The following is a 13963-nucleotide window of genomic DNA, read 5'->3' on the forward strand; positions in this document are numbered from 1 at the left end:
ATCTATATGAGAAGAAGAAAAGGCTTTACTCTGATCGAAGTTTTGACAGTCGTGCTTATCATTGGTCTGCTGGCCGGATTTGTGGTACCTAAAGTCATTAACAATCTCGGTGATACGAAGCGTTCGATCGCAAAGAGCAAAATGGCCCAGGTTGAACAGGCTGTTACAACTTTCTATGTCAACTGCGGACGCATGCCCAGGGATCTTGACGAGCTTTTGGAGGCTCCCTCCGACGTGGAAGAGAAGTGGGCCGGCCCGTATGCGAAACGCAGTCAGTTGATGGATCCGTGGGACAACCCCTACGTTTATGTTGAGGAAGGCACGGTCAACCAGGGCAGCTTCGATATCATAAGCTACGGTGCGGACGGTGAGCCGGGCGGCGAAGACGAAAACGAAGATATCGTCAATGACTAGCTGGTCCTATAGAAATACGAGGGCTTTTACGCTTGTCGAGATACTTGCCGTGGTTCTGGTCATAGGTTTGATCGCTGCGGCAGCGGGTACAACCGGTTTTAAAAGCTTTCGCAAGATGCAGGTCAAAAAGGCGGCCGGCGAACTTTACCTTGCTATGAAATACGCACGCCTGACAGCAGTTGAAAAGCAGACCGAATGCAGGCTGCTCATTGATAAGGAAGAAAACAGTTACGCGGTTGTGGTAGGGTCATCGGAAGATATCGAGCAGTTGACCTCCGTTTCTGATCTGGACAATGATGCCGAATCTGTGCAGGTGGTGTCGAATCAGTATACCAAGCCTGCTGAACTTGGTGATGGAATAGCTTTCGAAAAGGCGGAGATCGCCAGCATGTACGGTGATTATCAGTTACAAAATGGGATCGTATTTCGCCCGGACGGAAGTGCGGATGCTGCTGTCATCCAGTTGGGTAACGGTGAGTACATTTACAGCATCAATGTGATGGTTGCGACAGGTAAGGCGAAGGTTATCGAAGGGCCTGCTGAGGAAATGACGATCGGTGTGGTCGATCTCGATGAGCAGGGGTCATATTGAGAACGTATGGTAAAAACAAAGGTTTCAGTCTTGTAGAAACCGTAGCGGCGTCGGTATTGCTGAGTCTTGCTGTTGTTACGCTGAGTACGATCAGTACCCGCAGTGTGCTGAATGTGAAGAACAACAGAGAGTATGAACAGGCCTGGGAAATTCTGAACCGTCAGTTGACTTATATAGACTATATGGGCGTAGAGGCTTTCATGGAGCAGGGCGAGTTCAGCGGGAAGCTTGGAGACGAGGAAAGCGGTGAGACAGTACACGAATGGGCCGTGGATATAAACGAAAGCAGCGACTATACGGGCCTTTACAGTGTGGATATAAAGATAACCTGGGGTCCTGAGAGAGGTCGTCGAAGTGTGTCGGCTTCTACGCTGCTGAACGAGGATACGAGTGAGTCGGAGCTTGAATTGTTGGAGACTCAACCCGAGTGAGAGACAAACGGGCACAATCTGGTTTTACTCTGGTGGAAGTTACCATCGCGGCGGTGATAGGTTCGTTCATTGCCGTGATCGCGATAGGTGCTCTGCGGGCTGCTGCGAGCTCTCGGGAGAACGTCGAGAAATTTTTGAGCGTAAACGATGAGCTGCGTTTTGCATCGAATCTGATCAGGCGAGATATTCAAAACGTCTATCGTAGTGCGAATTATGGGAATATGCAGTTTCTAGGGAGTGTTTCCGAAGATAGCGAGACTCCATCTTCGGTGCTGAACATGAAGATCGTTTCCACGCAAAAGGCCCGTCCGCAGAGGCCGGAAAGCGATGTATATGTAGTCGAGTATTTCATCATGACCGAAGAGGAGAAGAACTACTTGATGCGTCGGTACTGTCCGGTGGTCGGTCACGAGGAGCCTGAAGAGACCCAGGGCGGGATTTTGATTCCTGTCGGTGAGAACATCGTCGGCTTTGAAGTGCGGTATTTTGACGGCACCGAGTGGCTTATGGATTGGCCCGACACGCAGGAATCCCTGCCGGGCCTGGTCGAGGTCACTCTTGCCGCTTCTTTGTCGCAGGACAGTTCACCGGAAGATATTGCATCGACAAGTTTCATGCTCAGTTTTCCCAGGTCCGGTGAGTCTTCGCAGCAGGACAGCGTCGATATGAATGCTGATCAGCAGGAAAACGTCGCGGAACAGCGAGGGGGGCAGCGATGAGGTTTTCTGACATGAAAAATAGAAGAGCTGTCATTCTGATCGGTGTTCTCTGGGCAATCGCACTGGTGACAACGATAGTCGTTGTGGTGGCCCGGTCGAGCATGCTGGACAGCCGGATAAGTTTGACCTCGGCTGAGAATATCAGAGGACACTGGGCATGCAGGGCAGGTCTGGAAAAGGCGATAGCTGTGCTGGCTTATGATGAAACGTCGGTCGATTCGTTTGCGGATCTGTGGTATGACAATGTGGAAGATTTTAATGATGTGCCTTTGGACCTGTGCTCATTTAATGTGGCGGTCGTGGATGAAAGCTCTAAACTCAGTCTCAATTCCGCGACAAAAGAACAGTTGATAGAGTTGCCTTACATGACAGACGAAATTGCTGATTCGATCATCGACTGGCGTGACAGAGATGAAAATGTTACGGGCGAAGGCGCGGAAACAGGTTATTATCTGAACCTGGAAAACGGCTATGAGCCTCCGAATGGGCCTTTCACTACGTTTGACGAATTGCTGCGGGTTTGCGGTGTTACGGAGTCCCTTGTTTATGAGACCGCCAGGTGGGATGATATGTTGACGTGCTGGTCCCAGTCCGGATCGAGTTCGGATGATACGACCGAAAAGATCGATGTAAATCGTGTAGGTGAACGGCAGTTGAGGAACCGGCTTTCGCTTGCCCAGGCTCATGCGAGGTGGATCGTTGAAAATCGCGATTTCGACAGTATCGGAAATTTGCTCGCGAATAACAGTCCCGATGAGCCTCAGCGCAATGCAGACAGAAGTGAACAGCCGATGCCTCTCGACAGGCAGACCTTTTTCAGCATAATTGACCAGGTTACGGTATCGAGCAATAACAATCAGCAGCAGGGCCAAGCAAAGGTGAACATTAACACTGCGCCGAGGGATGTGCTTGTAGCTGTTTTTGAAGGTGATGAGACGCTGGCAGAGGAGGTGCTGTCCTATCGGGAAGGTGCGGTGGAGGGGTTTGCTTCGCTTGGGGACCTGGCGGAGATCAAGTCTTTGACGAACAGGAAGATTCGAGAATTTATTGATTATCTGACGGTGAACTCAAGCGTTTTTAGGGTGACAAGCGAGGCGGTGCTGGATGCGACCGGTACAACAAGGAGTCTTACAGCTATTGTGGATCGCAGCCAGACGCCTGTGCGGATTCTATACTATTACGAAGGGCCGAATCGTTGACGGCCAGATCTAATTGAAAGTTTTCATGTTATTGTGTCTTAAGATACTAAGAGGGATCTATTGACTGACACGACAAAACATTTTTCGGCTGATGTGACGGCAGCCGTGTCCCTGGATACGGACTCTATGCTCAGGGCCGTTGCGTTGAGAAGGACCGGCAGCGGTTTTGAGGTCGTCGGCCACCATTGTACCGAAAAAAGCAAAGATCCGAGCATACTTCCTGAACAGATAAAGGGCTTTGTAGAGTCCTGCGAAAAGAAAGGCTGCAAAAGTGCTGTCGGCATAGATTCGTCATCGGTAGCCTTTTACGGCCTCGATCTGCCTCCTGTTCCTGATGATAAAGCAGAACCGATCATAAAAATTCAGCTTGAATCTTTGCTGCCCGTGCCCATCTCATCGGTGGAAATGTCGCCGGTTCTATTACCGATGGGTATGCACGGCCGAACTGCCGCGGCAGCAGTGGCGGGTAAATCGTTTCTTAATCAGGGCTCATCACTAAGCGATGCTGTCAAGGCTGAGAAGGTTTACCTGGACTGTCAGGCGATCGTCAAAGCATGGCGGCAGTTGTGCAATCCTGCGGATGAAAAGGCTTTGGTACTTCATCTTACCACAGCATGTGCCCAGGTGATTTTGACGGAAAAGGGACGTGTTCTCAGTGCAAAAACTTTTGACACTGTATTCACGAGTGATAATCCTGACGGTCGGCCCAATCCGGAGCTTTTGCTGCACGATATCAGAAGTGCCTTGGATGGTTCAAAGTTCTGTGATGATGCGATGCCGCGGATGTCTCTGTTGTGCGGTGATGCCAATTCGGACGAATCACTGATAGGATACCTGCGGGCGGCGGGGCTTGATATTGAGCGAGCCATACCCGATCCGAGTAAAATTGAGAGCGAGGAACTTTCAGCGACTCAGATTTGCGATTACATAGTTCCTATCGGTGTAGCGATGCTGTCGGCGGATGGCGAGACGCCGGAGCCTGATCTGTTTGGTTCACTCGCACGAAGTCAGGAAGAGGTTCGAAGCCAGAAAAAAAGCAAATCCTGGGTTGTTGCGGCTGTGGTGCTTGTGCTGGTTACAGCGGCAGGTCTTATCACTGCCAGGCAGTTGGACGAAAAGGCTCTGGCAATGTTGGGTACAAATGATTCGAATGAGCTCGGTGAGCAGCGGGAGCTTCGCGAGAAGATAGCAGAACATCGTCCCGAGGTGCTGGAGTTGCTGAGTTTGATAAATGAAAGGCTTCCGAACGGTATGATGCTGGACAGCTTCACTTTCAGCAGAGGCAAGCCTGTGACTCTCAGCAGTAACGCCGCGAACTGGTCACAGATGCGGCAGTTCGAAGACAAGCTGGCTGAACAGCCAGGGGTAAAGAATATGACCGAGCAGAATCCGACGCAGGATGAAAAGACCAAGAAGATATCCTTCCGGTTGAGTTTTGACTACAAGAATTATACGGGTGAGGAATAGATGGCGGTGACAATTACGGAACGAGATAAACGAACGCTCAAGATAGGCGGAATAGCAGTCGCAGCGATACTGCTGTACTTCCTGGTGCTGGAGCCCTGGTTCGTGGGTTGGGGATCGGTAAGGACCCAGTTGGCAGAAAGGCAGGAGGAGATCGAGCTGACGGGGCAGGGCGGCGGTCAGGCAAAACTGCTTGGTGTGATGAAAGTGGTGCCTGCCTTTGAAATGCCGGCAAAGGCACCGGAGCAGAAGGTTCTGTTTCGTGATAAATTTGCTGAGCAACTTCAGCGTGCGAGGATCAATTACAAATCCTTTAAGATATTCGAGCCAGCCAAAACTGACTCATTCGCTTCGCATAAAACGATCAAGATGCAGGTGCAGGCAACGTGTAAATACCCTCAAGTGATCGACGTGCTGGCCGCTCTGCGGGAGAACCCGTATTTTGCGGCTGTGGACGAACTCAAGATAAAACAGCAGGACAGAAAAAAAAGACTGATCGATATTGACCTTACAGTGACTACGCTGTGTGAGACTAACAATGAAAACGAAAATACTGAATAAACTGAAACTTAACAATGGAAGCTTGTCGCGGGTGATGGTGTTATTGACCATCGCGGTAGTTGCGGTTACAGCGGGCAAGGTCATCGCTTATATGCAGATGGTCGAGCAGGTGCCGTCTGAAAAAGAAAAGTCGGTAGATTTGACGAGCAAGATGGATACTGAGACGCTTGTGAAGCCCTATAAAGAGTTGGCAGGCGAGCTCAAGAAGCGTGACATATTCATGCCGCCCGCACCCAAGCCAAAGCCGCAACCGCCTGTATGCCAGGGTATCATCGGGGACGGCGTTCTGGTCAACGGCAAGCTTTACAAGAAGGGTGACAACGTACAGGGAGCCGAAATACTTGCAGTGGGCCCGTCCAGTGTTCGCATAAAATGGCAGGACAAAGAGATGGATCTTGCACCGTTTCTGGCAAAGATCGAAGAGCAGCAGGGACAGCAGAATAATCAAAAATCTGCCGGTCGTCCATCCGGCAGGCAGCAACCTGTGGCGCAGGAAAATCAACCCCAACCGCAATCCCAGCCTCAGCCTCAAAATGAGCCTCAGCAACGGCCTCAGATGGGGCGAGGCGGTTTTGGTCCGGGCATGAGAATGAGCCAGGAGCAACGGGAGCGGATGAGGGAGCGATGGCGGCAGATGAGCGAGGAAGAGAGAGAAGAGATGCGTAATCGCATGCGTGGAAGACGCCGTCCCGGCGGACGTTGATCAGTCATAAAGCAGCATATATACTTTTTGAAATTTCATTGCTGAAGTATAACAAGGAGAAAAACTTGAAACGCTACGGAATTATAATTAGTGCCATAATTGCAATCACATTTGTTTTCGCCATCTCCGCGTGTCGTAAGGATACGCCGCAGGTTTCGGGTGCTGAGGATAAGGAGACGCCTGCGCAAACAACCGCGGCGCAGCAGGACTCAACTGCAGAACCCGAGCAAAGCGGGACAGATGCGGGATCTGAAATGGCAGCAAAGTCTACCGAAAACCCGGACGATGAAATTTCAACAACTGAAGAAGGCGGGGATGAAGCCGATCAGCAGGTCCAGGAAGATGCTCAAGAGGATGCGGGTGGATCTTTCGAGAATGGTACTGAAGAGCGAACGGGTGAAGAAACAGAGGGAAAGGATTTCAGACGTGAAGGACGAATGCAGGGGAGAAGGGGTTTTCGCAGAGGGCCTGGTGCACGTCCGGGTGGTGAAGATCAGGCAGATGCTGAAGATGCACAGGAAGCTGGTCCGCCGGCGCCGGGAGATCCTAACAGTCCCGAAGAGGATGACAACATGGTTGCCATCAACCTGAACAATGTCGAAATGAAGCATATAATAAAGACTATCGGTGACTGGACAGGCAAATCGGTAATACCGACAACTGACGAACTTATCCGGCAAAGGTTGACCATTTATACGTCAGAGAAGATGGAAAAGGAAGAGGCTTTGTCGCTGATATATGCGGCGCTGCGGACCAAAGGATTCGTTCCTGAAGAGACGGACAGCAAGATATTTCTAAAGCCGATCGCCAAGGCAAAGGTTGGATCGGTTCCGACGATCGGCGTGGATGAGCCCCTGGCGAGAGTGGCCAATAAGTCACAGATAGTGGAGAAATTCTTCAAGATCGAAAACTACAGTCCTTCAAAGGTGGCCGAGATAGTGACCCCTCTGCTGGCTGACTACGGTCACGTAACAGCGGTTGAAAGCAGTAACTACGTTTCTGTAATCGACACAGTTGAAAACCTGATGCGGATAGAACGCATAATTGAACAGCTCGATGTGCCCGAGTCCGAACAAACGGTCGAAAAACTCTTTGAGATAAAGAACGGCGATCCGCTCGAAATTGTGCAGGTCGTAGAATTGATACTTAGTGAAGGACGAAATAACCGTGGCCGGAATTTCCGCAGACCTTCAAATAACAACAGGCCAGGCGGTAATAATGGTGCAAGCCCAGCTACGAGTGTGGTAATAGAATCCGAAGACGTTGAGGCCCGATTGATCCCGCTTCCCAAGCAGAACTGGATCATTGCAAGGGCATCGGCGGCGGATATGAAACTGATTACCAACTGGATAGAAAAGCTGGATATACCTGAATCCGTAAAACAGGAGCAGACGGTGATACCCGTCCGCCACGTCGACGCCAGGCAGGTTGTAGATATTGTTAAGCGAACTCTTCAATCGATGCCTGGTTCCGAGCTTCGCGCGAGCGTGGTTGTCGAGGCTCTTGCTGATTCGAGGCAGGTTGTCGTTTTCGGCAGCGAGGAAAATCGCAAAATGGTCGAGCGCATGATAGCGGAAGTCGATCTGCCCAGCGAAGATACCTTCAAAGAGAAGACGTTCAAGCTCAAGCACGCCGACCCGGATCAGATCAAAGAAAATATTGACAACCTCTATGGGGAAGAAACAACGTCTTCCTACAATTACTATCGCTATCGTTACGGTTCTCAGCAGGATGACGATGACACTGTCAAGGTTATTTCGTATCCGACACTACGTCAGGTGACGGTGATCGCTTCCGAGGCCAATCTTAAAAAGATCGAAGGTCAGGTAAAAGAATGGGACGTACCTCTCGATGTCAGCGAAGAACAGTATCAGATCGTTACGTTGAAGAATTCTGACCCTGTAAAGATGTGCGATCTGCTCAAGACGCTGTTCAGCGAGGACAGCGACAGTTCATCGAATTTCTTCCGCTCCATATTCGGACGCGGCAGGGATTCAGAGACCAAGAAAAAGATTGTCGGTTCACTGTACGGATTGCTGACCTTTGAACCAGTGCCCGATACGAAAAAGATAATCGTCATAAGCAAAATACCCGAGGCGTACGATGTCATCAGGGAGCTTGTGGAGGAGCTAGACAGTCAGGAAATGGCCGAAGTTCCAAGAGTGATCACTCTCAACTATGCCGATGCGGAGGATCTTTGCGATCAGCTTAACGCGATACTGAATGAGCCGGGCACCACTGCCACTATTCGGCGACGGGTGGAGGGTCTTTCGGTCAATAGTGACTCATCTGAAGAAGTCAAGAGCGGCGAGGCTTCTGCTAACGATCAAAACAATAATCCGGGTGAACTCAGGCCATGGTGGGACGGCCAGAGACGTACGGATGACGAAATGCCTACCAGTAACCTGATCGGACAGGTTAGATTCATACCGGTTCAGAGGAGCAAGGCGCTTCTGGTACTGGCTCCGCCGGAATACATGGATGCTATTGAACAGCTTGTGGAAGAACTGGACAAACCCGGAAAACAGGTCATGGTCAAAGCTGCTATTTTGCAGGTCGATCATTCGTCGATGACTTCTCTGGGCGTTCAGCTTTCGTCTAATGCACAGGCGTTTGGCAATCTTGGTGAAAATGCGGTCCAGGCATTGAGCAATCTGGCCAACGCCGGCAGCATCGGTTCCTGGACGATCGATACCACCGTGCCGGTCAATACGCTGATCGATTTCCTGGTCAAGGAGGTGAATGCGAAAGTACTCAATCAGCCTACCCTATGGACGAAGGACAACGAAGAGGCCGTTTTCGTTAAGGCTCGTAATATTGCTTTTGTTGTGGCGGATCAGTCTGATTCGAGTAACCTCAATAATATCCGGCGGACATTCGACTATAAAGATGTCGGTGTGACACTTCGAGTCCGGCCCAATATTACGCCCGAGAATTTCGTTGATACGACCGTCTATCTTGAAGTTTCAACGCTGGAGTCGGAGTTAGTGAACGGTCAACCTGCAACTAACAGACTCGATACGACGACGCATTTGATCGTTGACGACGGTGAGACTATCATGTTGGGCGGTATTTTATTCCAGCAGGACTCTTTGACTCATCGCAAAGTTCCTTTACTTGGGGACATTCCACTGGTTGGGCAGATATTCAATCATTATGACAATGAGCTGGTCAACTCAGAGCTTCTCATCTTCCTCACGCCTTATGTGGTTGAGAACGGTGTTGTTTCGCCGGCATCGCTGGATGAGGTCCAGGGGCCAAAGCTTAATTTTGAAGAAATAATTGAGGAACTGAACGAAACCCTATCTGCTGAGGATCTGCTGACATCGCAGGACCCAAACACTAATTAACATATATTTTTCTTCGCATTCAAGCCCGGTTTTCGCAATGAGCCGGGCTTTTTTTGTTTCATATATGGAAAAGCCTGGTTGGTTCCGTGTCTCTTATCGTCATTTAGACTTCTGAAATGAGGTTGTAAGGTCAGTATTGGCAGTGGTTTATGGGTTTGGATTCCTGATGAGATCTTGACCTATTTTGTGTTCCTGCAAATATCAGGAAAGTTCTTGCATGTTCCAGGAACATTGCGTAAAATAGGTTCACATAAGAACACAGGAGTAGCCTATGCTCAATGCGATTAAAACAGGTACAAAGGTTCCGCGTGTAGAAGTGATTGCCCGCAGGATCGAGCAGGATATCAAGGCGAGCGGTCTTGAGCCTGGCGACAAGTACAAAACGTCGCTTCAGGTGGCCCGCTCGCTCAAGATCGGCAATGAGATCGCCAATCGAGCGATGCAACTGCTCGCTCAGCGAAACGTGATAGAGCGTAGGCATCGTGCCGGGACCTTCGTTGCAACCGGCATGGCCGACATAGATGCCCCGGCACTCAATACGATCCATCTGGTCGTCGAAAAGCAGAATGTTGATACCTACGGTGTGCTCCGTGACGGTGCGATCGCGGGTCTGCACAGCGTTCTTCCGGGCACGGATATCCGATTCTCCTTCATTCCAGCAACTGGTCACGAAGAATTCATCGATAATCTGCTTGCCAATGCTTTTTCGAGCGGCGTCACTAACGGGTTCATTCTTTATAGAAGCGATGAGCAGATCCAGCAGGCCGTTGCACAGAGCGGCTTGCCTGCCGCAATTTCGGGTTCACGCTGGCCCGGCATAATGAACATCCCATGCTGCGTCGCTGATCACCATTCAGCGGGTAAACAGCTTGCAGAGAATCTTATAAGGAAGGGCCATCGCAAGATAGCATTCTTCACCAGAGACAATATGTTCATGAGTGACCATGAACTGCTCGACGGCATAAGGGAGGCTATGGCTCAGGCAGGTTGTTCACTTTCAGATCTGACATTCCGCTCGCTGCCGTTGAAGAATTTTGTCATCCAGGGTGCTGCAAGAGGCATTCTCCAGCAACCTGAACCACCGACTGGCTTTATCTGCCGTGAAGAGATTCTTGCTCACAATGTCTCACAGGTGCTTGGGACTAAGGAGGGTGTGGTGATGTCCGATTTCTTTGAGGCACCTCGTAAAGCAGCAAAATTTCCATATATTAGATCACTGATGAAACCGGAAGAACAGGGTGCCATACTAGGTGAAATGCTTACTGAAATGGCCAAAAAGCCCGCAGAAATACCAAATGACTGCGTTAAGGAGGTAGAGCTTGTAGAGGTTTAAAACTGAAAAGGTGAACCAGCAGAGTCTTTGGCGAGAGGTTGCTGGTCCACCGGATAACGCTCAGATGCGGAAAGGCAGCCGAGCAGAACTGCGCATTATAGACATAGTCATCTTAGATGCAATTCATTTCTGCTTTCCATCTTCCGTCTGCTACGCTGTCCGTATCAATTGCGCGAGCGTCAAAGATACACTCTTCATTTTGCCGGGTCCTGACCGCGGCAGGATCTGGCTTATTGAAAACCAAGGTTTGTATATGCCTTAGAAATATAGCTATTGTCGAATAATTGAAGCCTTGTGCCGGTAACGTAGCCGGCTGAGGGTGAGTTAAGTTCTTGAATTGGAGGTTAAGATGATGAACAGGAAATTGTTACTAATTGGTCTGGCTATGATGGCATGCCTGATCGGGACGTCAAACGCGATGCCTATCCTTGACTCCCAGAATTTTGACTGGAAGTACGAGATGGATGTCCAGCCGAACAACCAGGACCTCAACAACAGTGGTTCTGACGATTTCTGGGATGGCGGAGCACTTACCGTTTCAAACGGTGTTGCGATCGGTACAGGTGATGACACCTATTTCCGCACCGATTACGGCGGAAGTATCTGGCGCGATGAGATTACAGGCGCTGCATTCACAATCGAGTTCAGCGTTCAGATCCTCGAGACTGGTGAAGAGGGAACAGCCGGTACTATGGGAATGTATGCCCGGAATCTGGAGACGGGTGGCGGACCTTACTTGAACGTTGCACGTTCCGGTCAGACCCTAATCAACACCCAGGCAACACTTGATCTTGGTTCACAGGATAACACAGATGGTCAGCACGTTTTTCGTGTCGCACGTGAGGGAGACGGAAGCGTCTGGGTTTATCGTGACGGAGTTATGCTGAATCCTAATGGTCAGCCCATCGTTGGCGACCTGTCGGTATTCAATAATGACATCTTCCAGATCGGAGATATTTGGAGCACGGGCCATTCGGGCGATTATGAAATTGATTACGTTCGCCTTACAGACGGTGCCTACGCACCTGTTCCTGAGCCCGCGACAATGCTTCTTCTCGGTCTTGGCGGAATGCTGACACTTCGAAAGAAGAAGTAGTTTGAAAGATTCCCTCTGGGCCGGAGCGGCCGGCTCGGAGGTTTTCTCTAACGAGCTGTGAACAGGAGAAAAAAATGATGAAGCTTAAGATTTTATGGGGAATTGCCCTGATAGCGATCGCCTTTGCTGCTGTCCCGCTGCAGGCAGAGGTGGTTTTTCAGGACGATTTTGAAACTTATCCGGTTTCCAACCCGGCGGATTTTTCTGCGACGGGTAACTGGACGGCAGATCCTGATGCGTCAAATGCAAGCCGGATTTTTGACACCGGCAATTTTGGCGGTTCAAGGCTGTGGATCAGTAATACAGATGGTTCGACGATTACGACTACAGGCACAGAGGCAGCATCTGAGACAAGGTACGAGATGACTTTCATGACCGCTTGTGAGACAAATGTCGGTACCAGAATGATTGACATGGAATATGATATTCTTATCGGTCAGGATGCTGCTACCGCCACGAGTGTTATAGGCGGACCTGTAACAGTGATTGCCAGGGGTGATGAATACCAGGTAGACGACTCCAAGGAAGATCACATTTTTACAGAAGTGTTTACAACCAGTATGGTAAACGCCGGCGATAAGATATTCTTTACGATCACTCGCGTGGGGGTTAATCCCGACTCAACCAGCAGTGCCTGGATATGTGTTGATGATGTTTTGCTCGAGTCTCTCGGCTCGACTCGTGCACCCACGCTTGTTCAGCCTGAAGACGGAGCGGATCTTGTCTCGCCTGACGTAACCCTTGAATGGAACGCACCGGACCTGGGCACGGCCGACAGTTATAATCTGATCTATAACACCGACCCTAATTTTGACAGTAATCCTACAGTTGTTTCCGGACTGACAACTACCAGTCACTCGCCCGGTCTCGATTATGACAGTACTTATTATTGGGCGGTTGAGGCTGTACAGAGCGGTACTCCTTACAGGAGCGCGATCCAGTCATTTACGACTACGCCTGCATCGCCTGTTATCGTTGCCGATCCGCAGAATGTGACTGTTGCAGCGGGTGAACCTGCAGAACTCACAGTAGAACATCTTAATGGGACCGAATTCAAATGGTTCCGCAACGGAACGGAAGTTCCTAGTGCTACATCTGCAACGCTGCAGATCCCGGCTGCTGGTGAGAGTGATGAAGGTGTTTACTATTGTGAAGTTTCAAATGCGGTAGGTTCCGTGCAGTCAGGCAATGCGGTTGTTATGACCCAACGTCTTGTCGCGCACTGGGACTTTGAAAATGACTTGATCGACGAAGTTGGCGGTCGAGAGGGCGTATTTACCGACCCCAATGCTCCAACTGCAAGATATGTTGCTGGTTTCGACGGTACGAGCACCGGTTTCGAATTTATTGGTGACAACAAGTTCATCGAGGTTCCAGGAACCGAAGAGCTGTTCAATTTCTACACCAACGGATTCAGTGTCGGGTACTGGGTCAAGACGACAGGCGGCACTCATCTGTTCTCTGCGATGGTTGCCAAGCACACCTATTCAGATCCTAGAGCCGGCTTTATATGCACACAGTATAACGGTAATGGTCAGACACGCATTCAGGTTGACGGTTTCGGCGGTCTCTATGGCCCATCGGCTGATATAGCGGGTCTGCAGGACGGTGGATGGCATTATGTGATCATGACTTATGAGCCTGACGCTGACCCTGAGAACCCTGGTCAGGTACGTGCACGCGTATATGTTGACGGCGGCGGGGTAACGATCGACCCGGACGGCAACGCTATCTGGATGCGTACTGCAGATACCAGAGAACCTGAAGCTGCAACTCTGCCGGTTCGCTGGGACACACCTCTGCGTATCGGTGCTGATGACGAAGCTGGTGCCGGCAGTCTTGTCGGTACGCTGGACGAAGTGAAGGTCTGGAGTTATGCACTTGATCCTACCGAGGCGGCACAGCAGTATACAGGCTACGTCACAGGTACTGAGATATGCACGGACATACTTGCCAATGACATCAACGGAGACTGTAAGGTTAATATTGCCGACCTTGCTGATCTGGCGGGCAACTGGCTGAGCTGCAACAGGGTACCTGACTGTAAATAACCGCTAATGCATAATTCCTTTCGTCACGCTGGTGACGAAATATTGAAAGG

General features: G+C 50.3%; 12 protein-coding genes. All 12 read left to right on the top strand.

All coding sequences use genetic code 11. The features are described from left to right. Positions 1-6 precede the first annotated feature (6 nt). The 12 genes from gspG to STSP2_RS06440 all read left to right on the top strand — a co-directional run bounded on the left by gspG (position 7) and on the right by STSP2_RS06440 (position 13913). Complete coding sequence (gene gspG, locus STSP2_RS06385; protein ID WP_146660935.1) at positions 7-414, top strand: type II secretion system major pseudopilin GspG; 408 nt, start codon at positions 7-9, stop codon at positions 412-414. Continuing rightward, entirely contained in the window at positions 407-1006 is a 600-nt protein-coding gene (locus STSP2_RS06390; RefSeq protein WP_146660937.1) for a pilus assembly FimT family protein, read from the top strand. Before gspG ends, STSP2_RS06390 begins: the two co-directional genes overlap by 8 nt. Beyond that, positions 1003-1437 carry a type IV pilus modification PilV family protein gene (locus tag STSP2_RS06395; protein ID WP_146660939.1) on the top strand — a complete coding sequence of 145 codons (435 nt, stop codon included), beginning with the start codon at positions 1003-1005 and terminating at the stop codon, positions 1435-1437. The genes STSP2_RS06390 and STSP2_RS06395 overlap by 4 nt, the downstream gene beginning before the upstream one ends. Next, on the top strand, positions 1434-2156 hold the full coding sequence (locus STSP2_RS06400) for a type II secretion system protein GspJ (protein ID WP_146660941.1): 723 nt from the start codon (positions 1434-1436) through the stop codon (positions 2154-2156). Before STSP2_RS06395 ends, STSP2_RS06400 begins: the two co-directional genes overlap by 4 nt. Positions 2157-2167: 11 nt before the next feature. Further along, positions 2168-3355: a type II secretion system minor pseudopilin gene (locus tag STSP2_RS06405; RefSeq protein ID WP_169853036.1), complete on the top strand. Its 1188-nt coding sequence runs from the start codon at positions 2168-2170 to the stop codon at positions 3353-3355. Positions 3356-3415: 60 nt separating this feature from the next. Continuing rightward, on the top strand, positions 3416-4822 hold the full coding sequence (locus STSP2_RS06410) for a hypothetical protein (protein WP_146660944.1): 1407 nt from the start codon (positions 3416-3418) through the stop codon (positions 4820-4822). Continuing rightward, on the top strand, positions 4823-5380 hold the full coding sequence (locus STSP2_RS06415) for a GspMb/PilO family protein (protein WP_146660947.1): 558 nt from the start codon (positions 4823-4825) through the stop codon (positions 5378-5380). It begins immediately after the preceding gene. Next, a complete protein-coding gene (locus tag STSP2_RS06420) occupies positions 5358-6083 on the top strand; it encodes a hypothetical protein (protein WP_146660949.1) in 726 nt (241 codons plus the stop codon). Before STSP2_RS06415 ends, STSP2_RS06420 begins: the two co-directional genes overlap by 23 nt. A 65-nt stretch (positions 6084-6148) precedes the next feature. Further along, positions 6149-9433 (top strand): secretin N-terminal domain-containing protein, encoded by a 3285-nt coding sequence (locus STSP2_RS06425; RefSeq protein WP_146660951.1) that lies wholly within the window; start codon positions 6149-6151, stop codon positions 9431-9433. Between the two features lie 271 nt (positions 9434-9704). Continuing rightward, a complete protein-coding gene (locus STSP2_RS06430) occupies positions 9705-10766 on the top strand; it encodes a GntR family transcriptional regulator (protein WP_146660953.1) in 1062 nt (353 codons plus the stop codon). 349 nt (positions 10767-11115) lie between these two features. Further along, a complete protein-coding gene (locus STSP2_RS06435) occupies positions 11116-11862 on the top strand; it encodes a PEP-CTERM sorting domain-containing protein (RefSeq protein ID WP_146660955.1) in 747 nt (248 codons plus the stop codon). 74 nt (positions 11863-11936) lie between these two features. Then, a complete protein-coding gene (locus STSP2_RS06440) occupies positions 11937-13913 on the top strand; it encodes a LamG-like jellyroll fold domain-containing protein (protein ID WP_146660957.1) in 1977 nt (658 codons plus the stop codon). The last annotated feature ends 50 nt before the right edge of the window (positions 13914-13963 follow it).

This window comes from Anaerohalosphaera lusitana (assembly GCF_002007645.1).
Taxonomy (GTDB): domain Bacteria; phylum Planctomycetota; class Phycisphaerae; order Sedimentisphaerales; family Anaerohalosphaeraceae; genus Anaerohalosphaera; species Anaerohalosphaera lusitana.